Raw genomic sequence first — 23,617 nt, 5'->3', positions numbered from 1 at the left:
CACGAAGTTAGGTAAGCCTTACTTGACTCACCCGTCCACCCGTGCCGCCTCGCGACAGCGACCGCGACGTTTGCCGTCGCCAGTTATCTCGATGTCGAGATAACTCTAGTACACGAGCGCGCGCCGGTCATGCCTGCCCCCGGGTGCCCCCGCCCGACCTCGCCGACACGCCCGCGGCGGCGGCGCGCCGATGCCTGTCCGACCCATGGACCCGCGGCGCCCCCTGCCGCACAGTGGTGCCGTGTCCTCCACGAACCCGGCGGCCCCCGCGCCGCGCGGACCCGGCCGGCCGGAAGAGCCCGCGCTGAAGCGGGCCATCGGGCCGAAACTACTGATCCTCTTCGTGATCGGCGACATCCTGGGCACCGGGATCTACGCCACGACGGGCAAGGTCGCCGGGAAGGTCGGCGGTGCGCTGTGGCTGCCGTTCGCGATCGGCTTCGTCGTCGCACTGCTGACCGCCGCCTCGTATGTGGAGCTGGTCGGCAAGTACCCGAAAGCGGCCGGCGCCGCGCTCTACACACAGCGCGCGTTCAAGGTGCCCTTCCTGACCTTCATCGTCGCCTTCATGGTGATGTGCTCGGGCCTGTCCTCCGCGAGCGCGGCGGCACTGGCCTTCAGCGGCGACTACCTGGACGAGCTGACGAACGGCGCACTGCCCTCGACGCTGATGGCGATCCTGTTCGTGCTCGCCCTCGCGGCACTGAACCTGCGCGGCGTCTCGGAATCGGTGAAGGCGAACGTCGTCCTCACCCTGATCGAGATCACCGGACTGGCCATCATCCTCGGCATCGGCCTCTACGCGGCCCTCTCCGGCGACGGCGACCCCGCGCGGCTGAGCGACCTGGAGACCGGCGGCACCGGCTACGCGCTCTTCTCCGGCGTCCTGGGCGCCACCGCGCTCGGCTTCTTCGCGTTCGTCGGATTCGAGGACTCGGTCAACATGGCAGAGGAGACCGTGGACCCGCAGCGCACCTTCCCGCGCGGCATCTTCCTCGGCGTCGCGGTCACCGGAACCGTCTACGTCCTCGTCGCGCTGGTCTCCTCACTGCTCGTACCGACGAGCACGCTGGAGAAGTCGAGCGGCCCGCTGCTGGAGGTGGTCAAGGCGGGCGGTGTCGACTTCCCCCACGAACTGTTCGCCGTGATCGCCCTGTTCGCCGTCTCCAACTCGGCACTGATCAACATCATGATGGCCTCGCGGCTGTGCTACGGCATGGCGAACGAACGCATCCTGCCCCGCGCCATGGGCCGCGTGCTGCCCGGCCGCCGCACCCCCATCGTCGGCATCGTCTTCGTGACCCTGCTGGCGGTCGGCCTGGTGTCCACGGGCGAGATCGCGGGACTGGGCGACACCACCTCGTTCCTGCTGCTGTGCGTCTTCGCCGTCGTCAACGTGGCCGTCCTGGTGCTGCGCCGCGACCGAGTGGAGCAACACCACTTCCGGGCGCCCACAGCGGTCCCCGTGCTGGGCGCCGTCACCGCGCTGATCCTCGCCAGCCCACTGGCCGACCGCGAGCCCGGCGTCTACATCAGGGCCGGAGTCCTCGTACTGATCGGCGTCGCCCTGTGGGCGGTCAACAAGCTGGTGCTGCGGGTACGCCACGAGGACTCGGCCGGTCACTGACCGGCCGGCCGCCGTTGGGGCCGCCACCCCTGGCCGCCGCCCCTCGCCGCCGGATGGGCGTCCGGCCCCGACGGGCGCCCGGCCCCGGCCGGGCCGTGACCGCCGAGCCGGCGGCCCGGCCCCCGGCCGACGCACCGGTGACGGGCGCCTCGCCGAGGGACCGGTGGCCGACGAGCCGGTGTCCGGTCCTTGGCCGACGGCCCCTCGCTGACGGGCCGGTGACCGACGGACCAGTGACCCGGCCCCTGGTCGACAGGCCGGTGACGGCGCCTGGCCGACGCACCGGTGACGGGCGCGCCGCGCCGATTGCCGGTGGCCGACGGGTCCTGGCCGACGAAGCGGTGGCCGGTCCCTTGACCGACGGCCCCTCGCTGACGGGCCAGTGGCGGACGGACCGGCGGCCCCGCCCCGCCCCGCCGACAGGCCAGACGTCGACGGGCGGGTGATCCGACCGCTGCCCCGCGGGCCGGTGACCGACGAGCCGGTGGTCGCCCGGTTGACCGGGCGGCCCTCGCCTGGCCGGTCAGGCGGCGTACCGGTTGACCGGCCAGCGTGGCCGGGTGGTGCTCCCCCACCCACCCGGGGACGCTACGCGTCCCCGGGCTCGCCGGAGCGGGTCCGTTCGGCGAGCCGTTCGTGGCGTTGGCGAGCCGCCTGCGGGGTGCCCAGGCCGAGGCCGAAGGCGATCTGCGGCCAGGTCATGCCGCGGCCGCGCGCCATCCGCACCAGGCCTTCTTCCAGTTCGTCCAGCTCTCCGCGCACGCGGGGCACGAGGGTGAGCGCCGCGGTGATGTCCGCCTCGTCCACCGCGGGTTCGCCTGCCTGGGCGCTCGCGGCGCCGCTGAGCAGGTAGGCGACCAGCCGTACGGCCTCGTGCGCGCCGGGCATGACGGGGTGGGCCTGCCGGGCCCGCTGCGCTTCGGTCGCCGCGTGCCGCTCGGCGATCCGGAAGAGCGCGGCGTGTGCGCGCAGGGCCCGGGCCTGGTCGGGGTGCGGGGGCGTGAAGGGGTCCTGGCCCGTGGGCTGCGGTTCGTCGACGGACGTCATGGGAACAGCCTGCGTCAGCCACCACCTGTTGTCAATGCTCCGTGGTGAACATTTTGTTTACATGCCACATCCGGCATGCTTGGAACCTTCCGGGTCCGTACGCAAGCCGGCCGTGGCATTCGGGCGGTTCCTCGGCGCTCCGGTGCGCCACGACCCCCCGGGTGAGCCGCTATCTCACATCTGAGATAGTCTCCTCGCATGACCGACGACTACCTCGCCCGTATCGGCCAGTTGATCCGCGATGCCCGTCAGCACCGTGGTATGACGCAGTCTCAACTGGCCGAAGCGCTCGGCACCAGCCAGAGCGCGGTGAACCGCATCGAGCGCGGCAACCAGAACATCAGCCTTGAGATGATCGCCCGGATCTCCGAGGCGCTGGACAGCGAGATCGTCTCGCTGGGGTACTCGGGCCCGATGCATCTGCGCGTGGTGGGCGGGCGCCGCCTGTCCGGCAGCATCGACGTCAAGACCAGCAAGAACGCGTGCGTGGCGCTGCTGTGTGCCTCGCTCCTCAACTCCGGCCGCACGGTGCTGCGTCGGGTCGCCCGGATCGAGGAGGTCTACCGCATCCTGGAGGTGCTCTCCTCCATCGGGGTGCGGTGCCGGTGGATCAACGGCGGCGCGGACCTGGAGATCGTGCCGCCCGCCGAGCTGGATCTCGACTCGATCGACCAGGAGGCCGCCCGGCGCACGCGGAGCATCATCATGTTCCTCGGCCCGCTGCTGCACCGGATGGACCACTTCCGCATCCCCTACGCGGGCGGCTGCGATCTGGGCACCCGCACGGTCGAGCCGCACATGAGCGCGCTGCGCCACTTCGGGCTCGCGGTCACCGCCACCGAAGGCATCTACCACGCCGATGTGGAAGCCGGCGTCGCGCCCAAGCGCCCGATCGTGCTGACCGAGCGCGGGGACACCGTCACCGAGAACGCGCTGCTGGCCGCCGCCCGGCACGAGGGTGCCACGGTCATCCGCAACGCCTCGTCCAACTACATGGTCCAGGACCTGTGTTTCTTCCTGGAGCAGCTCGGTGTGCGCGTGGACGGCGTCGGCTCCACCACGCTGACGGTGCACGGCGTTCCGGTCATCGACACGGACGTGGACTACTCGCCGTCGGAGGACCCGGTCGAGGCCATGAGCCTGGTGGCCGCCGCCATCGTCACCGAGTCGGAGCTGACGGTGCGGCGCGTGCCCGCCGAGTTCATGGAGATCGAGCTCGCGGTCCTGGAGGAGATGGGTCTCGACTTCGACCGCAGCGCCGAGTACGCGGCCGACAACGGGCGTACGAGGCTGACGGACCTGACGGTGCGGCCCTCCAAGCTGGAGGCGCCCATCGACAAGATCCACCCCATGCCGTTCCCCGGCCTCAACATCGACAACGTGCCGTTCTTCGCCGCGATCGCCGCGTCGGCGCAGGGTCAGACCCTCATCCACGACTGGGTCTACGACAACCGGGCCATCTACCTGACCGACCTCAACCGGCTCGGCGGCAGGCTCCAGTTGCTCGACCCGCACCGCGTCCTGGTCGAGGGCCCCACCCGCTGGCGCGCCTCCGAGATGATGTGCCCGCCCGCACTGCGTCCGGCCGTCGTCGTCCTGCTGGCCATGATGGCGGCGGAGGGCACCTCGGTCCTGCGCAACGTGTACGTCATCAACCGCGGCTACGAGGACCTGGCGGAGCGCCTCAACGAGGTGGGCGCGCAGATCGAGACGTTCAGGGACATCTGAGGGCCCGCGCGCTGTGGTGCCGCGCCCCCGTCCCGCCCTGCGCGCATGCGGGGCCGGGAAGCGGCGCGGCGGCCGCGGTTGGCGCTGGTCACGGTTTGCGTCCCACCGCGCCGAACTCGGCGACCTCCCGCTGGCTCAGGTCAGCCGGCTGCTCGGCCCGCCACTGCGAGCAGGGCACGATGCCCGGCTCCAGCATCTGGAGGCCCTCGAAGAAGTCCGCGATCTGGGCGCTGTCGCGGTCGGTGACCGGCGGCGTCGCGTTCTCGTTCCAGAACCGCATCATCGCGGCGCCGCCCTCGCCGCCGATCTCCAGGGTGGGGTGGGTGAGGACGAGGTGGCTGCCGGAGGGTACGGCGTCCATGATCCGCCGCACGATGTTCTTCGCCGTGTCCGTGTCCAGGACGAAGTTGAGTACGCCGAGCATCATCACGGCCACCGGGCGGTCGAAGTCCAGGGTGCGGGCGGCGCGTTGCAGGATGGTCTCCGGCTGGTGCGCGTCCGCTTCGATGTAGTCGGTGGCGCCCTCGGGAGAGCCGGTGAGCAGGGCGCGGGCGTGCACGAGGACGGTGGGGTCGTTGTCGACGTACACGATCCGTGACTCGGGAGCGCTGCGCTGGGCGACTTCGTGGGTGTTGTCGACGGTGGGCAGCCCGGCCCCGATGTCGAGGAACTGCCGGATTCCCGCCGTCTCCGTCAGGTGGGTGACGGCGCGGCGGAGGAACGCCCGGTCGGCGCGGGCCGCTTCGGCGAGGGTGGGGAACATGCTCAGCACGTGGTCGCCGATCTCCTTGTCGACGGGGTGGTAATTCTTGCCGCCGAGCCAGTAGTTCCACACCCTGGCGTTGTGGGCCACTGTGGTCGCCTGTCCGCCGGCGCCGCTCGACGGGCTGCTGTGCTCACTCACTGCGCTGTCCCTTCGTCGTCCCGCTCGCCCGGGAGCCTACGCCGGTCCGCGAGGGGCGAACTCGCGGACGGGGCGCCCGTGTTGGGGTGGGGAGCGGCGTAACGGCTGGGGGAGGTGCGGGACCTACGCCCCAGCGGTGAGCAGTCCGGTCACCAGTCGGTGGGCGTAGGCGGGGTCGAGCCCGTCGGGGCGGAAGAGGATGCGGTACATCATGGGGGCGACGACGCGGTCGATGACGGTTTCGACGTCGGGGGCCGTCTCGCCGCGGTCGGCGGCGCGGGCGAGGACGACGTCGATCTGTTCGGCGGCGTAGGCCGAGCACTGGCCGCCGTTGCCGCCGTCCGGGTCGCCGAGCAGTGCGTCCCTGATGTAGGCGCGGCCCGGCGGGGAGGACATCTCGTCGAGGAACTCCTCCGCCCAGGCCGTCAGGTCGGCGGAGAGGTTTCCCAGGTCTTCCGGTGGCGCCTCGGGGCGCAGTCGTTCGACCGCCACGTCCGAGAGCAGTTCTTTCAGGTCGCCCCAGCGGCGGTAGACCGTCGAGGGGGTGACTCCGGCGCGCGTGGCGACCTGGGGCACCGTCAGCGCGTCCCTGCCCACCTCCGCCACCAGTTCGCGGACGGCGGTGTGCACGGCTTCCTGCACCCGGGCGCTGCGTCCACCGGGGCGCACCATCGGTCGACGGCTCATGGCCCCCACACTAATGCAAAATCCTTGCTTCTAGCGCGGGGCCGCCCCGCACCACGAACGAGCGCGGGCCCGGGCGGGGTCGTGGCGTGCCGTCTCATGCAGCCCTGGCGAGTTCGCGCACGGGGCGGGTCGCCTCGTAGGCGTGGCCGGTCCGCAGGAGGTCCGGCTCCCCCAGCGGCCGCCCGATGAGCTGCATGCCGACCGGCAGGCCGTCCGCGTCGTGCCCTACGGGGAGCGTGAGCGCGGGCATCCCGGTGAGGTTGGCGGGGGCGCAGAGGCGTACGTAGGCGTCGGAGACGGCCTCGGTGGTGCCGTCCGGCCAGGTGACGGTCTCCTCGTCGACGGGGGTGGCGGTCGTGGGGACGGTCGGGGCCGCGACCAGGTCCACCTCCTCCAGCAGGTGCTCCCACGCCTGCCGCATCAGGGTCCGGGCCCGTTGGGCGCGCAGGTAGTCTCCAGCGCCGAGCAGCGCGCCCGCTTCGAGGAGGACGCGGACGTCGGCGCCGTACAGGTCGGGCGCTGCGCGCAGGGTGCGTTCGTGGTAGGCGGTGGCTTCCGGGACCATCAGGCCCCACTGCGCCGCCTGGACGTAGCGCGCCATGGGGGTGTCGACCTCGACGAGCCGCGCCCCCAGTGCCTCCAGGTGGGCGAGCGCGCCTCGGACAGCCGCCTCGACCTGTCCGTCGACGTGGTCGAAGTAGTAGGTGCGCGGCACTCCGACACGCAGCCCCGTCAGGTCCGAGGGGCGGGCGGAGGCGGTCGGGTGGGCCGGGCCCGTCCCCGGCTCGGGCAGGGCGGGCAGGGAGGCAGGGTCGCCCGCGTCGGGTCCGGTCAGGGCTGCCAGGACCAGGCCGGCGTCCTCCACGGTGCGGGTGACGGGGCCGACGTGGTCCAGCGACCAGGACAGCGGCGTCACCCCGGTGCGGGGCACGAGTCCGTAGGTGGGCTTGAGCCCGACGACGCCGTTGAGCGCGGCCGGCACCCGGATCGATCCGCCGGTGTCCGTGCCCAGGGCGAACGTCGCAGAACCCGCGGACACGGCGACGGCCGAGCCGCCGCTGGATCCGCCGGCGACACGCCCCCGGTCCCAGGCGTTGCGGGTCTGCGGTGTGGTCAGCCCGTAGGCGAACTCGTGGGTGTGGGTCTTGCCGACGAGGATCGCGCCGGCCGCCGCCAGGCGTGCGGCGACCGTGCTGTCGGACTCCGCGCGGTGTCCGGCCCGTACCCGCGAGCCGGCCGTGGTGGGCACGCCGGCCACGTCGATCAGGTCCTTCACGCCCATGGGCACCCCGTGCAGCGGCCCCCGCGGGCGGCCCGCGGCGATCTCCCGTTCGGCCTCGTGCGCGGTGTACAGCGCCCGTTCGGCGGTGACCGTGGCGTAGGCGCCGACCAGGGGTTCCGTCCGGTCGAGGCGGTCGAGTACCGCCTCGGTCAGTTCGACCGGGGAGAGCCGTCGTGTCCGTATCGCCTCCGCGGCGGCGGCCAGGGAGAGTTCATGCGCGCGCACGGTGCTGCCCTCCTCGCACGTCTTCCCGCACGCGGTAGGCGGGGGCGGGAGGTGTGTCGGCGAAGTCGATCTCGTGCAGGACCGAGACGACGGAGTGGATGTACTGGGCGGTGGCCGCGACCTCGGCATGGCGGGCCGCGTCGAGCGGCAGCCCGGAGCGGTCGGCCCAGCGGGCCGCCTCCGGTGGGGTGAGCGCGTCGGTGGTGGGCATGGAGATCCCTTTCCTTTCCTCGGGCAGCTAAAAGCAATTACTTGGCTTTAGAGGACTGTAGGGCCTACGGTGGGTAAACGCAAAGATGTTGCGTTTGAGGGAGAACCCGCACAGGAGAAGGGGAACCACCATGGCCACCGACGCGCTCACCCCACCGGCCGACGGCTCCGACGCCCCGCCCACGGCCCCCTCGTGGAGCGTGGGGGACGTCACCGTCCACCGGATCGACGAGGTGGCACTGCCCCCTGCCACCGGGCCCTGGCTGCTGCCGCACGCCACCGCGGACGTCGTCAACCGGCAGGAGTGGCTGCACCCCGACTTCGCCGACGACGCGGGCGTCCTGCGCCTGGACAGCCACAGCTTCGCGCTCACCGCGGGCGGCCTCCGCGTGCTCGTCGACACCGGCATCGGCAACGGCAAGCAGCGCGCCAACCCCGCATGGCACGACCTGCGCACCGACTACCCGCGACGCCTCGCCGACGCCGGCTTCGCCCCCGACTCGGTGGACCTGGTCGTCCTCACCCACCTGCACACCGACCACGTCGGCTGGAACACCCGGGCCCTGGCCGACGGCACCTGGGCCCCCACCTTCCCCCACGCCCGCTACCTGGTCTCCCGCGCGGAGCGGGAGTTCTGGGCCGGTTACGCCATGGACGAGCCGCGGCGGCAGATGTTCCGCGACTCGGTGCACCCCGTCGAGCGGGCGGGGCTCCTCGACCTCGTCGACGTCCCCGCGCAGGGCACCGAAGTCGCCCCCGGGCTCCGCCTGCTGCCCGCGCCGGGACACACACCCGGACACGTGGCCGTGCAGGTGAGCAGCCGCGGCGAGACGGCGCTGATCACCGGGGACGCCGTCCACCACCCCGTGCAGTTCGCGCACCCGGACCTCGGCGCCTGCGTCGACATCGACCCGCGGCAGGCCGAGGACACACGCCGTTCCCTGCTCGCCACGTCAGCGGCCTCGGGCGTTCTTCTTCTCGGCACCCACTTTCCGGCGCCCACCGGCGGCCGCGTGCGGGCGCACGGCGACACCTACCGGCTGGAACCCGTCGCCCCGGCGCCCGGGGCGCGTCGCGAGCGGACGTTGGACACGGCCACCGGCAGCCCTGTGCGACGGGAGGTGTCACAGGCCTCGGCGACGTAGAGGGCCTCGAGGGCTTCGGCGGCCGAGCACGGGTTGGCAGCACGCCCGGCGGCGACGTCCACGAAGGCGGCGAGTTCGGCGACGTAGGCGTCGTGGAAGCGCTCCAGGAACGTGGCGTAGGGGGTGCCGCGCTCCCCTGCCGGGCCCGGCGCCACCGCGTTCGCGCCCGGTCCTGCCCCCTTCGCCTCTGCCTGGTCCGGCCCGGTCGGACGCGGACAGGGCCGTCCCGGTTCGGCGGTGGGCAGCGGAGCCCGGTCGTCCAGGCCGACGATCCGGGTGTCCCGGGAGCCGCACACCTCCAGGCGGACGTCGTATCCCGCACCGTTGTAGCGGGTGGCGGTGGCGGTGGCGAGGGTGTCGTCGTCGAAGCGGAGCAGCGCCGCGCAGGTGTCCACGTCGTCGCCCGCGGCGAAGAAGTCCTCCCCCTTGTTGGCACCCGCCGCGAAGACGGACACCACCTCGCGCCCCGTGACCCAGCGCAGGATGTCGAAGTCGTGGATGCCGCAGTCCCGGAAGAGACCACCGGAGGTGGGGACGTAGGAGGCGGGTGGCGGCACCATGTCGCTGGTGCAGGCCCGCAGGGTGTGCACCCAGCCCAGCTCGCCCGCCCGCAGCGCCTGCCGGGCGGCCAGGTAGCCGGCGTCGAAGCGGCGCTGGAAGCCGATCTGCACGGGCACGGTGCCGGACGCGGCCCGCTCGACGACGGCGACGGTGCCCGGCACGTCCGGGGCGACGGGCTTCTCGCAGAACACCGGCACCTCGTGGTCGAGGGCCTGGTGGATCAGCGCCGCGTGCGCGCTGGTGGCCGCCGTGATCACCACCCCGTCGAGCCCCGCGGCGTACAGTTCCTCGATGCTGCCCGCGGCCTCCAGCTCCAGCGAGGCGGCCAGCGCCCGCGCGCGGCCCGTGTCCACGTCGGCGACCGTGACACGGTCGACACCCGCGAGGGACCTGAGAGTCGCCGCGTGGAAGGCCCCGATGCGTCCGGTTCCGATGAGACCGAGCCTCATGTCAGGCTCCGCAGGAGCGCAGGAAGCGGCGGGTGCGGTCGGCGATGGGGAAGGGCTGATCCGCAGGGCAGGGGTACATGTCCTGCTCGACGATGGCGAACAGGTCGACCCCCAGCTCCTGCGCCGCGTGCAGCACGGGCGGCAGTTCGGGCACACCGCGCGGTGGCTCGCACATCACCCCCTGCCGTACGGCCGGTCCGAAGGGCGTGCCGTTGGCGTGGACGTCTTCCAGGATCCGCGGGTCGACCTGCTTGAGGTGCAGATAGCCGATGCGCTCCCCGTAGGTCCTGATGAGCTTGACGCTGTCGCCGCCGCAGTAGGCGTAGTGGCCGGTGTCCAGGCAGAGTCGGACCAGGTCGCGGTCCGTGGCGTCCAGGAGCCGGGTGACGTTCTCCTCGGTGTCGATGTGGGTGTCGGCGTGCGGGTGCACGACGATGTCGAGGCCGTACTCCTCGCGGACCCGCCGGGCCAGCCGCTCCATGCCGGTGGCCTGGTGGCGCCACTGCTCGGCGGTCAGCTCGCGCGGCTCCAGCTCCCGCGCGGTCTTGTCGTCCCGCCAGAAGGAGGGGATGACGACGAGGTGGGTGGCGTCCATCGCGCGGGCGAGCGCGGCCACCTGCGCGACGTGCGCCCAGGTGGCGTCCCAGACGGCCGGGCCGTGGTGCAGCGAGGTGAAGACCGTACCGGCGGAGACCCGCAGGCCGCGCCGGGCGGTCTCCTCGCGCAGGACGTCCGGCTCTGTCGGCAGATAGCCGTGGGGGCCCAGCTCGATCCACTCGTACCCGGCCTCGGCGACCTCGTCCAGGAAACGCCGCCAGTGGACCTGCTGTGCGTCCTCGGGGAACCAGACGCCCCAGGAGTCGGGCGCCGATCCGACGCGGAGCCGGTCGAGGACGGGGGCACCCGTACGCGGTGCGGACATGGCTGGGGTCTCCTCCCCCCGGTCCGCGGCGACCGGGCAGTTGCGGCGTCGACGTTGTCGTCGGCTCAGCCTGCGGCGCCGCGACGAGCACTGTCAAGGCTTCGTCCTGACATAAGGACTTAAGGACTTTCTCGAAAACACGTGCGGTCGCGGAATCGGCCGGAGGGGCGGGAAAAGGAACGGCGGGAAGGAACGGCGGGAAGGAAAGCCAGGCAGGGCGCCCCCGGGTAGGCCCTGTTCTCGTATAGCTACCGCCAGGTGGCGTGTAGCGCTGAGTAACTACTTGGGGTTGCGGTCGTATTGCTGGAGGGCGGCGAAGTCGGCGTGGGCCGTCTCGACGGCTTCGGGGTACGCCTGGGGCTTCTGGTGTTCGGCGAGGGCCCGGTAGATGCTGGCCACGGACGGGCTGTGTCCCTTGCGCCTGCCGGTGGGGATGATCAGGGCGGGCTGGATCTGCTCGACGGACTCGCCCCAGCGTCGACTCTCGGATGTTCTCCCGCTCCGTCTCGGCCATCGCGGCGAAGAAGCCGAACTGTCTTCATTCACTTGCAATAGCAGCGTTTGTCCAGCACCTTGGGCAGCAGAGGGACGTCGACGGGCTCGGGAATGTTCACGAGAACTGACGTCAGTGTGGGACGGCCCGTCGCCCACGAGGGCGACGGACCGTCGAAGCGGGCCAGGCTGAGGTCAGCCAGCTTGTGCGGAGTCGAGATGAAGAGTGTCACCGAGGCTGACGACTTGGCGATTGTGGAAGAAGTCGTCTTCGCGGAGCGTGGTGATGCTGCCGGAGGGGGCCCGGAAACTGGCATAGCCGGCCGACTCGATCGGCATCTTGATCCAGGACGCCACGACGAACGTCAGGGAGCCGCCGTGCGTCACGATGATCTGATGTTCGCAAGGGTTCTGCAGGATCTCGTCCGTTGCCGCGTAGACGCGTTGCGCCCACGCAGCCTTGGTCTCGGAACCCTGCACGCCCTCGTCGTGGTCCATTCGCTCCCCGACAGCCGGCGGGGGGACGAAGCGCCGGTCCAGCCACTCCTGCGGCTTTCCCCCTGCCTCACCATAGGACTTCTCCCGCAGCCTGCGATCCACAATCGGCTTCACGCCGAACAGTTCGGCCACTTCCTCGGCCGTCCGCAGAGTGCGCTGCAGATCCGAGGAGAACAGCTCCACTTCGGCGCCGTCCGGGACCTGGGCCCGCAACGCCTGCGCGATGGAGACGGCCGCACGGACGCCAGCGGGCGTCAACTTCGAGTCATGCCATCCGCCGACGACTTCTTCGACGTGGTGCGTCGCCTCCGGATGGGTGACGACGTAAAGAGTGCGCATCAGTTGCCCTCCCGTTGGAGAGGTCGACGGTGAGGTCCAGGCGGTGGCCTGGCGGGCCGGGCGGGTCGATGTCGTGCGGGGAGAGGAAGTCGCCGATCCAGTTCAGGCCGACGAGGACGGCGTCGAGGTGCTCGGCCATCCAGGAGCCGGCCGCGTGGAGGAGGTCGGATTCCTCGGAGCCGGTGAACGTGTTGACCTGGACGTTGTTCTCACGGGACTTGGTCTCGACGGGGCCGTTCCATCAGCTCTGGATCGGTGCCTCTGCCGGGACCGGTGAGGTCCACCCGCGTCGGCCGGCGCGGAGCGATGATCTCCGGCCCGGCCGGTGCCTCGGCCTGCTCGGCTTCGGCGAGTGCGCGGTACAGCAAGGCGACCGAGGGGTTCTTGCCCGCGTCTTGCCGGTCTTGATGATCAGCTTCTTCGCGATCTCGGGGACGGGTACGCCCTTGTCCTTGAGCGCGCGGGCGAAGAGGAGGGAGTCGTCGTCGATGACCTTCGGCCGCCCGCCGTGGTTGCCCTTGGCGGCGGCGGCCTGCTGGCCCTCCAGGGTCTTCTCGCGGATGTAGTCGCGCTCGATCTGGGCGGCGGCCGCGAGGACGGCGAAGAACATCGCTCCCATGCCGTTGGGGTCGTAGATGCCGGTGAGCGGGCCGGTGAGGAGTTCGAGCTGGACGCCGGCGGTCTGGAGCTGGCCGGACAGCGTCATCAGCTCGGCTGCGTTGCGGGCGAGGCGCTTGAGCTCGTGGACGGTGAGGATGACCTCCTGGTCCGGGGCGGCTTCCCGGATGTCGTACGCGAGCTTGAGTGCTTCCTCCAGTGCGGGCCGCACCTTGACGCGGGTGCTGATCTTCTCGGAGAAGACACGCTTGCACTGCGCGAGGGCAAGCGCCTCGAGTTGGGACTGGAGTTCCTGCTGGGCGGTCGAGCACCGGGCGTACCCGATCCGGATCGGCTTTGCGGCCGGCGTGGGGGGCGCCGCCTCGATGGGCGGGCCCGGCTTCCATGCCCGTCCGGGTCCGCGATCCTCGGGGATGCGGACGTCGAGTTCTTCGCGGAGCGCGGGGACGAGGATGAAGCGCGGGGTGTGGTACTTCGTCGCGGTCTTCCCGCCGCGGGTGCGGCACGGACTCCCGGCCGGGGCTTCACACTTCGGACAGTCTTTTCGTTCTACCGCATTTGCTGCTTGATCGGGCGCCAGTTCCACCCCGGCAGTCTGTCAGAACTGTCTCGCACAATGTGCCAGTTTTGAGAGGACTTCTGCCAATGGCGACCTGCGGAAACGTGATCGCCCGGAGGGTGTTCTCGGAACTCTCGCATCTGGTCGTTCATGCGAGGTGCGGGTGCCGTGTGACAGGTGCCAGGTCCCGGCGTCGGTGCGGGCGCGGTAACGGGCGAGATTGATGGTCACCGGGCGGGTTCCTGGCTTCGGTCGGGGCGAGGGACGCGGCGCGGATGGATGAGGACGAGTGTGGTGAGTACTGCGATGAACGCGAGCACGGCGGAGACCGTGAGGACGGCCCGGGTGCCGTCAGCGACTGCCTGGCTGCCTGTACTGGTGCCGTCATGAAGAGTGAAGATCGCGCCCAGTGCCGCTGTGCCGACGCCGGCGCCGAGGGAGGCGAGGGTGGAGACGGTCCCGGCGACCATGCCGACCCGCTCGGGTTCGGTCACCTCGACCGCCACGGCCATCACGGGAGCGCCGGCGATTCCGCCGCCGGCTCCCCAGGCCAGCAGCGGCCCGAGCAGCGCCCACCACGGTGTGCTGGGTGTGATCAGCAGTGCCAGGGCCGTGAAGCCGACGCCCTTGAGTAAGTAGCCGGAGCCGATCACCAGGCCGGGGGCCCAGTGGCTGAGCAGCTTGGAGCCGACCATGCCGGTGGCGATCTGTGCGAGAAAGATCGGCGTCATCAGCAGCCCCGCCGAGGTTGGGCTCAGGCCCAGGCCGTCCGACAGGTACAGCACCAAGTAGACCGAGCCGCCAATGGTCAGGACGCGTGAGAGGAGGACGGCCAGCATCGCGCCGCAGAACGCGGGTCGGGTGAACATCCGTAGCTCCAGCGTCGGCATGGGCACGCGGAGCTGGAGGGCCAGGAAGGCGGCCAGTACCAGGCAGGCGGTGAGCAGTGCGACGGTGTCCTGACCTGCCCATGGTGTGTCGTCGGGGCGGAGCATGAGCAGGGTCGCCGTACCGAGGCCGAGCATGAGCAGCAGGCTTCCGGGCCAGTCCGGCCGCCCGGTCAAGGAGGGTGCGGGGGCGGTTGGCGGCAGCACGCGGGCGGCCAGCACCCAGGCCGCTGCGCCGAGCGGGAGGTTGATCGCGAAAACCGCGCGCCATCCGAAGGCGTCGATCAGCACTCCACCGAGGGTCGGGGCGAGGAGCCCGGCCGCGGTCGCGAACGATCCCCAGGCACCGATCGCGAGATTGCGCTCCTCACCGGTGTAGCGGTCCGAGATCAGCGGAATGCCGTTCACCATGATCACTGCGGCTCCGCAGCCCTGAACCACCCGGGCGGCGTTCAGCCACCACAGGTCCTGCGCCAAAGTCGCGGCCAGGGAGGCCAGAGTGAACACGGCGATCCCGGCCAGGAACAGAGACCGCCGCCCCCAGCGGTCCGAGAGGCTTCCGGCCGCCTGAGTCAGTGCACCCATCGCGACCATGTAGGTCACCACCACCGACTCCGCCGAATCCCCGTCCGCGATGTCGGCGCTGATCAGCGGGAGTCCGATGGCCACGATCGTGAGGTCCACGACGACCAGCCCCGTGGAGGCCATCACCAGCACGAGGACCCCGCTCAGCGGCGGGAGACGACGGGACTTCTGAGCTGCCATGCGGAATACGACCTCCAGGCGGGAGCGGGCGGTGTCGCCAGCCTGCGGCCTCCCGACGCTAAAAGTCAACGCGTGTGAAGTTCAAGCGAGGCCCGTACGATGGCGCCATGCCTGCCACCTCCCGCCGCCGCCCCACGACACGCAAGGGCCGCCCTGTCCTCACCCGGGAGGCCATCGCCGCGAAGGCGCTGGAGATGGCTGGTACGCAGGGGTTCCGTTCCGTCACCATGCGCGCCCTGGCCGCTGAGCTCAATGTGACCGTGCGCGCTCTGTACAACTACGTCGAGGACCGCCAGGACGTCGTCGATCTCGCCCTGGGGCTCATGCTCGACTCCTGGAATCCCCCTCCCTTGGACCCCACGGCCTGGGAGGAATCCGTCGCCGGTTATGCGAGGTCGCTGCGCAAGCTGTACCGGCGCTGGCCGCGCGCCCTGCTGGTCTCCCTCGACGAGGACGCGCCCCCCACCTCCGTGCACCCCAACCGCCTGCTCAACCTCGACCGCTTCCTCCAACTCCTGCACGGCATCGGCATCGGCTTCCCGACTGCCCTGGAGGTACACCGCCACCTCTCCCTGCTCATGCTCTCTTTCGCGCTCGTGGTCGACCGCCCCGCCACGCACGCCGCGACGGACCGCGGCACGCTCGTCCCCGACGTATGGCTGGCCGCCCACGCCGATCTCGACCTCCCTGCCCTGCGCCAGGCCGCCGCGCTGCCCATCCCCACCGCGGACACCCAGTTCGACCAGCTCGTCTCCGTCGTCATCGCACAGATCCGCAGCCATCTCGACGCCTCAACATAAGAGCCCACCAGCCCCGATGCCAGGGAATCCGGCATAGCGCGGCCGCACCCCGCGTGCTGCCTCAACGCGGGTGTCACGTCGGCGCTACGGCTGCTTCCCCGCTCGGGGTACGAGGACCGGGCACAGTTGCCCGAACGGACAGGTCCAGATCGAGACGGCTGTTCGTGCCCAGCTCGAACCGGCCGTACGGATTGACATGGGTCCAGAACAGCGGCGACAGGGCCCGCTGGTCCGCGTCGGTGAGCCTGTCCGCCCACTTCGGATCGGCCAGGACCTCCTGTATCAGCAGCGTGTTGACGTGCACCAGCGCGGACTGGAGCAGGTGCAGCGCGAGCATGCTGACCTCCTGGGATTCCTTGTCCGCACCGGCCAGGTCGCCGTCCTTGCCGTAGGAACAGCGCCGGGTAGGGCAGAAGCCGCGAACGGCGGGGCGGCACGCAGGTGTCGGTGCGGAGGCAGGGCGGGACGGGGGGCAGGGGCAGGGCAGAGAGGCCGGCCAGGGCGGAGCTCGCGGCGAGCGGGTTCCCGGTCAGGCTGAGGCGTGCGGGCGGGCGGCTCCGCCGCGCGTCGGGGTGGGTCGGCCCCGCCCGCCGCCGCGGTGCCCGCCTCCCGTCACGCCGACGAGGCGAACCGCAGCGGGTCGTACGGCCCCGTGTCGATGCCCGGTTCACGGCCGAGCGCCAGCCGGGCGGCGACAGCGCCCGCGAACGGTCCTGCCGTCAGGCCACCGGAGCCGAGTCCGTTGGCGACGACCAGTTCGGGGATGCCCGAACCACCGGAAACCGTGCCCAGCACCGGCTGCCCGTCCGGGGTCGTCGGGCGGAAGCCCACCCGCGTCTCCAGGTGGGTGGCCCTGGCGAGTCCCGGCGCCACGGCCATGGCCTGTTCCAGCACCTCCCCCAGGCCCGCGGCGGTGACACGGTGGTCGAAGCCGGTGCCGCTCTCCCGGGTGGCGCCGACGACGACACGCGAGTCGTCGAAGGTCAGCAGGTAGTGCCCGGTTCCCGGCAGGACGACGGGCCAGTGCGCGGTGTCGGTGCCGGACAGCCCCAGGTGGACGATCTGGCCGCGCTGCGGCACGACGGGCACGCGCACGCCGAAAGGCTCCAACAGCGCGGGCGACCAGGCGCCCGCGGCGGCCACCACCGTGTCGGCCTCCAGCACGTCGCCGTCCACCCGCACTCCCCGCACCCGGGCGCCGCGGACCTCGACGGCAGCGGTACCGCCGACGACGCGCAGCCCGCGCCGCTCGGCCGCCGCGACCAGCGCGCTCCGCATCCGGCGGCCGTCGAGCCGCGCCGCGCCGGAGAGGTGCAGCGCTTCTTCCGCGAAGGCGTGGCGGTGGCGGCCGGCTCCGAGGGCATGGTCCTCGGGTTCGTCACCGTGGGTCCGTGCGGGTGCGAGGGCGGGAAACATCCGGTGGGCGTCCACCGCGCCCACCACGCTGACCTCGCCCGCGTGCGGGTCCGCCGCGGCACGCGCTGACACCCTCTCGCGCACCCGCGCCGCCTCGGTCCCGTCTGCGGGCAGCAGGACGAGCGCGCCGACCCGGCGGTGGCCGACGTCGTCCTGCCCGTCCTCGGCGAGGGCTTTGAGCAGGTCCGGGTAGTACCCGGCACCGGCCACGGCGAGCGGCTCCGCCACGCGCCCCGACCACGGGCAGATGATGCCGGCGCCCGCCGAGGTGGCGCGTCCCTCGTGCGCCGCGTCCACCAGTACGGTCTCGACGCCCGCGCGTGCCAGTTCGTAGGCGGCGGCCGCACCGACGATCCCCGCTCCGACAACGACGATCCGCACGCCGCCTCCTCCGCTCGGCCCCGATCAGCCCCGCGCTCGGCCCTGTTCAGGTTCCTGCTCGGCCCTGCTCAGCCCCCGCACTCGGCCCTGGTCGGGCCCAGCTCACCACCCTTCCCGAACGCCCGTCAACGCCCCCTCCGCGCACGGTTCCCACCGCTCGACCGAGGAGGACGCCACCGCGCGCGGAGGGGACCTCGCCCCTCGTCGGCCCGTCAGGACGACCGGTGGCGGGACCGTCCCTCGGCGCGGGGCGGTGGCCGGTCGAGTGCGCGCAGCACGGCCGCGGCGGCGAGTTGCGACGCGGCCACGCCCAGTACGAGGGCTGCGGGCGGCAGCTGGGCGAGAAGGCCGACGAGGGCGGAGCCCGCCGCCGCGCTCGTCAGCTTCAGACCCGCGCCCAGGGTGAAGACCTGGGTGCGCGCGCCGTCGGGCGCGTGCTCCGCGCGCAGCCGCAAGGTGGCCGTCAGCAGCGGCCCGTCGCCCAGACCCGCGAGGGCGAACAGCGCGACGGTCAGCGGAAAGGCGGGGGCCAGCGCGGCGCCCGCCAGCGCGAGCGCGGTCGCGCACAGGCTGCCCAGAGCGAGCCGTCCGGCCTCGGGCGCTCCGCGCCACCTGGCGAGGCCCAGCGAGCCCACCAGCCCGCCCATCGCGAACGCCGCCATCAGGACACCACCCCCGTCGGCCTGGCCACTCGCCGCTGCGTTCCCGGCGGCCCCGGCGTCCCCAGCAGCCCCCGCGAGCAGTACGGCCGCGACGGGCAGCCCGCCGATCCCGAGGAAAGCGACGCAGGTGGCCGCGGTGAGCGCGCGCAGCTGCGGAACCGACCAGAGGGCGCGCACCCCGGCGGTGATCCGGTCGCGCAGTGCGCCGGCGGAGCGCGCAGGGCCCGCGTCCACCGCGGCGCACCGTGCGGGGTGCGGCAGCGCGGTGGCGGCCAGCAGGGTCGCGCAGCCGGCGGAGACGGCCAGCAGGGCTGTGCCGGGCCCGGCGGAGGAGACGGCGACGGTGGTGCTCACGGCGGCGGGGGCGGTGACGGCGGCGGCGTTGTAGCTCGCGGCGTCGAGCGCGTAGGCGCGGGAGCGGGCGCGGCCCTCGGGGACCAGGGAGCCCAGGAGGCTGGAGAGACCCCCGGTGACGACGGGCCCGGCGCAACCGCCGAGCACCGCGGCGGTCACGGGGAGCCACACCGGTGCGCGTCCCACCGTCAGGCCCAGTACGGCGATGGCCGCGCCGAAGACGGCGAGCGCGCCACCGTGGAAGAGCCGGGGCCTGCGGGCCCGCTCGGCCAGGGCGCCCGCCACGGGAGCGGCCACCGCGTGCGGTGCCAGCCAGGCGGTGAGGACGTAGGCGCCCAGCGCGGGGCTGCCGGTGCGTTCGAGCGCGAGGAGGGCGAGTGCGACGGCGACGCCTTCGTCCGCGAGCCGCGCCAGGAAGGCCGTCGCCAGATACGCCTTCACCGCTCCCCCTCACCGGCTCACGCCTGCACGGGCTCATGCCCGGACGGGCACCAATGTAACGCCCTACTTATATAATGCGTTACATGAGCGAGAGTACGAGTGTGCACGGGGGCGGTCGGCGCGCGGGCGGGTTCAGGCCCGGTGAGCGGCTGGTCGACCTGGCGAACGCGGTCCGGGACGAGCCGGAGGCGTCCCGGGACGTACTGGCCGCCGTGCTCGCCCGGCACGGCGAGACGGAGCGCGACCTGGCGCGCCTCACCGCTCGCGAGGCGACAGCCCTGCGCGGCGCCGTCGCGGAGCTGACCGACCTGGTCCTCACCGAGACCGACACCGACCGCGCCGCGACCGCGCTCAACTCCCTGCTGGAGCGCTGCGGTGCCCGGCCGCGGCTGAGCAGACACGACGGTCACACCTGGCACCTGCACGTCGACCGGGACGACGAGGCCAGCTGGGCCGAGTGGCTGACCGCGTCGGGCGCGCTCGCGCTGGCCAGGATGCTGAGCGAACAGGGTGGCATCGCGTGGGGAGAGTGCGCGGCCTCCGGCTGCCGCAGGCTCTTCCTCGGCGGCGGTCCCGGAGCCCCGCGCCGCTACTGCTCCCGCACATGCGCGACCCGCACCCGCGTGGCCGCCCACCGACGGCGCCACGCGCAACCGTGACGGTGTACGGAGAGACGCACATGACGCACTGACGGACAGCCGAGCACCGTGACGGTGCACGGAGTACGGACAGCGGAGCGGTGGACCGTTGGGTGCGGGGTCAGGGCAGCACGGCGATGCCGTCGAGTTCGATCGCGGCGTCCCCGTCCCACAGCCGTACCGCCCCGATGACGGCCATCGCCGGGTAGTCGCGCCCGGCCAACTCGTGCCAGATCCGGCCCAGGTGTGCGGCGTGGTGGCGGTAGGCGGCCACGTCGGTGGTGTAGACGGTGACCCGCGCCAGGTCGGACGGCTCGCCCCCGCACGCGTCCAGTGCGGCCAGCAGGTTGGTGAGGGCGATCCTGAACTGGTCGGGGAGCGAGGTGGCCGCGACCCGGCCCTCCCCGTTGAGTGCCGTCTGGCCCGCGAGGAAGACCAGCCGGGTGCCGGCGCGGGCCGTCACCGCGTGGGAGAACCCGCGGGGCGGGGAGAGCTCCGCCGGGTTGACGCGGGTCACCGCCGTCCGGGAGACGGCGCTCTCGCTGTTACCGCCCCGCACCTCCTGGCTGCCGGCCGGTGGCTCCTGGCTGCCGCTCATGTGGGCGACTCCTTCGTGTGCGGCCGGCCGGTGCGCGGCGGGCGTGTCCTGTACAGCTCCTTGGCGATGAGCGAACGCTGCACCTCGCTGGCCCCCTCGTAGATGCGGGGCGCGCGGACCTCCCGGTAGAGGTGTTCGAGGAGGTGGCCGCGCTGGAGCGCTGCCGCGCCGTGGATCTGGACGGCGGTGTCCACCACGTACTGCGCGGTCTCCGTCGCCATCAGCTTGGCCATGGCCGCGCGCCGGGCGACGTCACCGCCGGTGCCGGTGCTCGCGTCGTACGCACTCGCCGCGGCGTACACCAGCAGCCGTGCCGCCTCGGTGCGGGTCGCCATCTCGGCCAACTGGTGGGAGACGGATTGCAGGTCGCGCAGGACGCCGCCGAAGGCGGGCCGCTCGGCGGCGTGCTGGAGGGAGGCGTCCAGCGCGGCCTGCGCCATGCCGACGGCGAACGCGCCGACGCTGGGGCGGAAGAGGTTGAGGGTGCGCATGGCGACGGGGAAGCCCTGCCCCGGCGCGCCGAGCAGGTCGTCGCCCGTGACGGGCACGGCGTCGAAGGTGAGGGTGCCCAGCGCGTGCGGCGCGAGCATGTCCAGGGGCGCGCCCGTCAGGCCCGGCCGGTCGGCGGGGACGAGGAAGGCGCTCACACCGCGCGAGCCCGGGCCCTCTCCCGTGCGGGCGAAGACGGTGTAGAAGTCGGCCTCGGGGGCGTTGGAGATCCACGTCTTGCGTCCGCTCAACCGCCACCGCCGCGCGGCGTGTTCCCCACCGGCGCCGCCCCCTTTCGGCCCCGCCCCGGGCTCGGGCTCGGCACGCAGGGCGAGGGCGGCCGCGTCGCTGCCCGCACCCGGCTCGCTCAGTGCGAACGCCGCGACCGCGCGCCCTGCCGCCACCTCGGGCAGCCAGCGCGCGCGTTGCCCGGGCGTGCCCCCGTCGGCGACGGGTCCCGCACCGAGCCCCTGGAGGGCGAGCGCGGTCTCCGCCTGCGGGCAGGAGTAGGCCAGCGCCTCGCGCAGCAGGCACAGGTCGAGCGCGCTGACGCGCTCTCCGGGACGCGCACCAGGAACGGCGTGGCCGAGCAACCCCATCTCGCCCAGCTCCCGCAGCAGGGGACGGTTGACGCGCCCGGGGTCGCGGGAGTCGGCGTGCGGGCGCAGCCGCTCGGTGCCCAGGGCGCGCAACCGCGCGCTCCACTCCTGTTGTGCGCGGCTGAGGGCGAACGCCGAGGTGGAGGCGGCCGCGGGCGGTGGCGGAGCAGCGGGGTCGGCCGAAGTGGCGGAAGCGGGGGGAGGCGGCGATGCGGAGAGAGGTGCGGGCGGAGGCGCGGACGAGGTGGGAGGCGCGGGCGGCGTCGGCGTGGCCCGGCCCGGCGGCGGCTCGGTGGCGGACATGGCGGCTCCTCTCGGCGTGGGGCCCCGGTGCGGGGCTGTTCTCCCCGCACCGCCCGCCCTCTTGTCTATCGCGGACCATTGACTGCCGTCACCATCGCGTTACGCTCAACGCCACTCGCCACCACCGGCGCCGCGGCCGGTGCCGCGTCGGCGCCGCCGCCTCCCGAGCCGCCCGCGAGGGGGTAGATCGGTCATGCGTCCGACTCCGTCAACGCCCGTCGCCACCGCCCACGTCGACACGTTCGCCCGGGACCACCTGCCACCAGCCGACCAGTGGCCCGACCTCCTGCTGGACGATCCGGCCCTCGACTATCCCGAACGCGTCAACTGCGGCGAGGAGTTGCTGGACCGTACCATCGCGCGGCTGGGGCCTGACCGCCCCGCCGTCCACGCCGGCGGCGTGTCCTCCCCCTCCGGTGAGAGATCCCCGCGCCGCACCTGGACCTACGGCGAACTGCGCGTACTCGTCGACCGGTTGGCGCACGTACTGCGGGACGAGATGGGGGTGGTGCCCGGCAACCGGGTACTGCTGCGCGGGCCGACCAGCCCGTATCTGGCCGCCTGCTGGCTCGCGGTGATGAAGGCGGGGGCGGTCGCCGTCACCGTGCTGGCGGCGCAGCGGGCGCGGGAGCTGGCCACCCTCTGCCGCCTCGCCCGCGTCTCGCACGCGCTGTGCGACGCGCGGTCGGCGGACGAGTTGGCCCAGGCCGAGGTTCCCGGCCTGCGCACGTGGCTGTTCGGCACGGGCGACGCCGCCGACGTGCTGCGGCTCGCCGCCGGCAAGCCCGACCTGTTCGGCGCGGTGGCCACGGCCGCCGACGACGTGGCGCTGATCGCCTTCACCTCCGGCACCACCGGCGTCCCCAAGGGCTGTGTGCACTTCCACCGCGACGTGCTGGCCGTCGCCGACACCTTCGCCGCGCAGGTGCTGCGCCCACGCCCTGACGACGTCTTCGCGGGGACGCCGCCGCTGGGCTTCACCTTCGGCCTCGGCGGCCTGGTGCTCTTCCCGCTGCGAGTGGGCGCCTCGACGCTGCTGGACGAGTTCAAGGGCGCCGCGCAGACGCTGGATGTGATCGCACAGCACCGCATATCGGTGCTGTTCACGGCACCGACCGCCTACCGTGCCCTACTGGCGCGGCTGGCCGAGGGCGACCGGGGCGCGGCGCGCGCCCTCTCGACGCTGCGCCGCTGCGTCTCCGCCGGGGAGCATCTGCCCGCCGCCACCTGGCAGGCGTGGCACGCGCGCACGGGCCTGCGGATCATCGACGGCATCGGCGCCACGGAGATGCTGCACATCTTCCTCTCCGCCGCGGACGAGGCGATCCGGCCCGGGTGCACGGGCGTTCCGGTGCCCGGTTTCGAGGCCAGGATCGTCGCGGAGGGCCCGGACGGCGCGCTGGTGCCCGTGCCGGACGGCACCCCGGGGCTGCTGGCCGTGCGCGGCCCGGTCGGCTGCCGCTACCTGGCGGACGAGCGGCAGCGCGCGTACGTGCGGGAGGGCTGGAACCTGACGGGTGACACGTACGTACGGGAGCAGGACGGCTACTTCCGCTACGTCGCGCGCGCCGACGACATGATCATCTCGGCCGGGTACAACATCGCGGGACCCGAGGTCGAGGAAGTGCTGCTGGGCCATCCGGACGTGCGGGAGGCGGCCGTGGTGGGGCGCCCCGACGCGCGGCGGGGGCAGATCGCGGTGGCGCACGTGGTCCTGGCTGACGGCGTGCCGGCGGACGAGGCGACGGCCGAGCGGCTGCGGCAGCACGCGCTGGCGCGGGCGGCCCCGTACAAGTGTCCTCGCGCGTTCGTGTTCACCGCGGGCCTTCCGCGCACGCCCACGGGCAAGCTCCAGCGCTTCCGGCTGCGCGAGGGCGGGGAGGGCGCCGCGGGGCACGGGCCGCCCGAGGCGCGCCGCGCGTCCGAGCAGCCGCACGAGCCGGATCAGGCGCCCCGTTCGGGCGGCTCAGCTGCGGATCTAGAGTGACCGC

The 23,617-nt window shown here is 72.8% G+C and carries 21 protein-coding genes; 6 read left to right on the top strand and 15 right to left on the bottom strand.

Annotated elements, in window-relative coordinates:
• The first annotated feature begins 205 nt into the window (after positions 1-205).
• The gene (locus DTL70_RS09285; RefSeq protein WP_114021389.1) at positions 206-1,627 is read left to right on the top strand and encodes an APC family permease; all 1,422 of its coding nucleotides are present in this window, start codon (positions 206-208) and stop codon (positions 1,625-1,627) included.
• A 588-nt stretch (positions 1,628-2,215) separates the two neighbouring features.
• Here the strand turns inward: DTL70_RS09285 and DTL70_RS09280 are convergent.
• Positions 2,216-2,674, bottom strand: a complete 459-nt coding sequence (locus DTL70_RS09280; protein WP_114021388.1) for a DNA-binding protein — start codon at positions 2,672-2,674, stop codon at positions 2,216-2,218.
• Between the two features lie 198 nt (positions 2,675-2,872).
• Here DTL70_RS09280 and DTL70_RS09275 point away from each other — a divergent pair, with 198 nt between their 5' ends.
• The gene (locus DTL70_RS09275; protein WP_114021387.1) at positions 2,873-4,402 is read left to right on the top strand and encodes a helix-turn-helix domain-containing protein; all 1,530 of its coding nucleotides are present in this window, start codon (positions 2,873-2,875) and stop codon (positions 4,400-4,402) included.
• 88 nt (positions 4,403-4,490) lie between these two features.
• On the opposite strand, the gene DTL70_RS09270 is transcribed toward DTL70_RS09275, so the two are convergent.
• The 4 genes from DTL70_RS09270 to DTL70_RS09255 form a co-directional block, all read right to left on the bottom strand.
• A complete protein-coding gene (locus tag DTL70_RS09270; RefSeq protein ID WP_114021386.1) occupies positions 4,491-5,306 on the bottom strand; it encodes an SAM-dependent methyltransferase in 816 nt (271 codons plus the stop codon).
• A 123-nt stretch (positions 5,307-5,429) separates the two neighbouring features.
• Complete coding sequence (locus DTL70_RS09265) at positions 5,430-5,993, bottom strand: TetR/AcrR family transcriptional regulator (RefSeq protein ID WP_114021385.1); 564 nt, start codon at positions 5,991-5,993, stop codon at positions 5,430-5,432.
• A gap of 94 nt (positions 5,994-6,087) precedes the next feature.
• Positions 6,088-7,500 (bottom strand): amidase, encoded by a 1,413-nt coding sequence (locus tag DTL70_RS09260; protein ID WP_114021384.1) that lies wholly within the window; start codon positions 7,498-7,500, stop codon positions 6,088-6,090.
• Entirely contained in the window at positions 7,487-7,711 is a 225-nt protein-coding gene (locus DTL70_RS09255) for a hypothetical protein (protein WP_114021383.1), read from the bottom strand. Before DTL70_RS09255 ends, DTL70_RS09260 begins: the two co-directional genes overlap by 14 nt.
• Before the next feature lie 130 nt (positions 7,712-7,841).
• On the opposite strand from DTL70_RS09255, the gene DTL70_RS09250 reads away from it, so the two are divergent.
• The gene (locus DTL70_RS09250) at positions 7,842-8,855 is read left to right on the top strand and encodes an MBL fold metallo-hydrolase (RefSeq protein WP_114021382.1); all 1,014 of its coding nucleotides are present in this window, start codon (positions 7,842-7,844) and stop codon (positions 8,853-8,855) included.
• Here the strand turns inward: DTL70_RS09250 and DTL70_RS09245 are convergent.
• The 5 genes from DTL70_RS09245 to DTL70_RS09220 all read right to left on the bottom strand — a co-directional run bounded on the left by DTL70_RS09245 (position 8,744) and on the right by DTL70_RS09220 (position 14,945).
• Entirely contained in the window at positions 8,744-9,865 is a 1,122-nt protein-coding gene (locus tag DTL70_RS09245; protein ID WP_114021381.1) for a Gfo/Idh/MocA family protein, read from the bottom strand. The genes DTL70_RS09250 and DTL70_RS09245 overlap by 112 nt on opposite strands.
• Before the next feature lies 1 nt (position 9,866).
• On the bottom strand, positions 9,867-10,787 hold the full coding sequence (locus tag DTL70_RS09240; protein WP_114021380.1) for a sugar phosphate isomerase/epimerase family protein: 921 nt from the start codon (positions 10,785-10,787) through the stop codon (positions 9,867-9,869).
• Positions 10,788-11,474: 687 nt separating this feature from the next.
• Positions 11,475-12,116 carry a histidine phosphatase family protein gene (locus tag DTL70_RS09230; protein WP_114021379.1) on the bottom strand — a complete coding sequence of 214 codons (642 nt, stop codon included), beginning with the start codon at positions 12,114-12,116 and terminating at the stop codon, positions 11,475-11,477.
• A 241-nt stretch (positions 12,117-12,357) separates the two neighbouring features.
• A complete protein-coding gene (locus tag DTL70_RS09225; protein ID WP_245979163.1) occupies positions 12,358-13,320 on the bottom strand; it encodes a recombinase family protein in 963 nt (320 codons plus the stop codon).
• Between the two features lie 200 nt (positions 13,321-13,520).
• A complete protein-coding gene (locus DTL70_RS09220) occupies positions 13,521-14,945 on the bottom strand; it encodes an MFS transporter (RefSeq protein ID WP_114021378.1) in 1,425 nt (474 codons plus the stop codon).
• A gap of 107 nt (positions 14,946-15,052) precedes the next feature.
• Here DTL70_RS09220 and DTL70_RS09215 point away from each other — a divergent pair, with 107 nt between their 5' ends.
• The gene (locus DTL70_RS09215) at positions 15,053-15,745 is read left to right on the top strand and encodes a TetR/AcrR family transcriptional regulator (RefSeq protein WP_114021377.1); all 693 of its coding nucleotides are present in this window, start codon (positions 15,053-15,055) and stop codon (positions 15,743-15,745) included.
• 73 nt (positions 15,746-15,818) lie between these two features.
• On the opposite strand, the gene DTL70_RS09210 is transcribed toward DTL70_RS09215, so the two are convergent.
• The 3 genes from DTL70_RS09210 to DTL70_RS09200 all read right to left on the bottom strand — a co-directional run bounded on the left by DTL70_RS09210 (position 15,819) and on the right by DTL70_RS09200 (position 18,999).
• A complete protein-coding gene (locus tag DTL70_RS09210; RefSeq protein ID WP_114021376.1) occupies positions 15,819-16,232 on the bottom strand; it encodes a Tn3 family transposase in 414 nt (137 codons plus the stop codon).
• A gap of 125 nt (positions 16,233-16,357) precedes the next feature.
• The gene (locus DTL70_RS09205) at positions 16,358-17,542 is read right to left on the bottom strand and encodes an NAD(P)/FAD-dependent oxidoreductase (protein WP_114021375.1); all 1,185 of its coding nucleotides are present in this window, start codon (positions 17,540-17,542) and stop codon (positions 16,358-16,360) included.
• 212 nt (positions 17,543-17,754) lie between these two features.
• Positions 17,755-18,999: an MFS transporter gene (locus DTL70_RS09200; RefSeq protein WP_114021374.1), complete on the bottom strand. Its 1,245-nt coding sequence runs from the start codon at positions 18,997-18,999 to the stop codon at positions 17,755-17,757.
• Between the two features lie 74 nt (positions 19,000-19,073).
• On the opposite strand from DTL70_RS09200, the gene DTL70_RS09195 reads away from it, so the two are divergent.
• Complete coding sequence (locus DTL70_RS09195; RefSeq protein WP_181860845.1) at positions 19,074-19,658, top strand: CGNR zinc finger domain-containing protein; 585 nt, start codon at positions 19,074-19,076, stop codon at positions 19,656-19,658.
• Between the two features lie 100 nt (positions 19,659-19,758).
• On the opposite strand, the gene DTL70_RS09190 is transcribed toward DTL70_RS09195, so the two are convergent.
• Together DTL70_RS09190 and DTL70_RS09185 are read right to left on the bottom strand one after the other, a co-directional pair.
• On the bottom strand, positions 19,759-20,235 hold the full coding sequence (locus DTL70_RS09190) for a RidA family protein (RefSeq protein ID WP_114021372.1): 477 nt from the start codon (positions 20,233-20,235) through the stop codon (positions 19,759-19,761).
• On the bottom strand, positions 20,232-21,626 hold the full coding sequence (locus DTL70_RS09185) for an acyl-CoA dehydrogenase family protein (protein WP_114021371.1): 1,395 nt from the start codon (positions 21,624-21,626) through the stop codon (positions 20,232-20,234). The genes DTL70_RS09190 and DTL70_RS09185 overlap by 4 nt, the downstream gene beginning before the upstream one ends.
• A 193-nt stretch (positions 21,627-21,819) precedes the next feature.
• On the opposite strand from DTL70_RS09185, the gene DTL70_RS09180 reads away from it, so the two are divergent.
• A complete protein-coding gene (locus DTL70_RS09180) occupies positions 21,820-23,613 on the top strand; it encodes an AMP-binding protein (protein WP_114021370.1) in 1,794 nt (597 codons plus the stop codon).
• Positions 23,614-23,617: the final 4 nt, after the last annotated feature.

Source organism: Streptomyces diacarni (assembly GCF_003323715.1).
Lineage (GTDB): Bacteria > Actinomycetota > Actinomycetes > Streptomycetales > Streptomycetaceae > Streptomyces > Streptomyces diacarni.
The sequence above is the reverse complement of the archived record's forward strand: the minus strand, read 5'-3'. Positions and strand labels throughout refer to the sequence as shown.

What these genes read in the sequence shown, in the direction of transcription:
- DTL70_RS09220 (WP_114021378.1), bottom strand. Translation starts at nt 14,945, where the DNA reads ATGGCAGCTCAGAAGTCCCGTCGTCTCCCGCCGCTGAGCGGGGTCCTC.
- DTL70_RS09285 (WP_114021389.1), top strand. Translation starts at nt 206, where the DNA reads ATGGACCCGCGGCGCCCCCTGCCGCACAGTGGTGCCGTGTCCTCCACG.
- DTL70_RS09230 (WP_114021379.1), bottom strand. Translation starts at nt 12,116, where the DNA reads ATGCGCACTCTTTACGTCGTCACCCATCCGGAGGCGACGCACCACGTC.
- DTL70_RS09280 (WP_114021388.1), bottom strand. Translation starts at nt 2,674, where the DNA reads ATGACGTCCGTCGACGAACCGCAGCCCACGGGCCAGGACCCCTTCACG.
- DTL70_RS09185 (WP_114021371.1), bottom strand. Translation starts at nt 21,626, where the DNA reads ATGTCCGCCACCGAGCCGCCGCCGGGCCGGGCCACGCCGACGCCGCCC.
- DTL70_RS09195 (WP_181860845.1), top strand. Translation starts at nt 19,074, where the DNA reads ATGCGTTACATGAGCGAGAGTACGAGTGTGCACGGGGGCGGTCGGCGC.
- DTL70_RS09180 (WP_114021370.1), top strand. Translation starts at nt 21,820, where the DNA reads ATGCGTCCGACTCCGTCAACGCCCGTCGCCACCGCCCACGTCGACACG.
- DTL70_RS09240 (WP_114021380.1), bottom strand. Translation starts at nt 10,787, where the DNA reads ATGTCCGCACCGCGTACGGGTGCCCCCGTCCTCGACCGGCTCCGCGTC.
- DTL70_RS09215 (WP_114021377.1), top strand. Translation starts at nt 15,053, where the DNA reads ATGCCTGCCACCTCCCGCCGCCGCCCCACGACACGCAAGGGCCGCCCT.
- DTL70_RS09255 (WP_114021383.1), bottom strand. Translation starts at nt 7,711, where the DNA reads ATGCCCACCACCGACGCGCTCACCCCACCGGAGGCGGCCCGCTGGGCC.
- DTL70_RS09265 (WP_114021385.1), bottom strand. Translation starts at nt 5,993, where the DNA reads ATGAGCCGTCGACCGATGGTGCGCCCCGGTGGACGCAGCGCCCGGGTG.
- DTL70_RS09275 (WP_114021387.1), top strand. Translation starts at nt 2,873, where the DNA reads ATGACCGACGACTACCTCGCCCGTATCGGCCAGTTGATCCGCGATGCC.
- DTL70_RS09190 (WP_114021372.1), bottom strand. Translation starts at nt 20,235, where the DNA reads ATGAGCGGCAGCCAGGAGCCACCGGCCGGCAGCCAGGAGGTGCGGGGC.
- DTL70_RS09250 (WP_114021382.1), top strand. Translation starts at nt 7,842, where the DNA reads ATGGCCACCGACGCGCTCACCCCACCGGCCGACGGCTCCGACGCCCCG.
- DTL70_RS09245 (WP_114021381.1), bottom strand. Translation starts at nt 9,865, where the DNA reads ATGAGGCTCGGTCTCATCGGAACCGGACGCATCGGGGCCTTCCACGCG.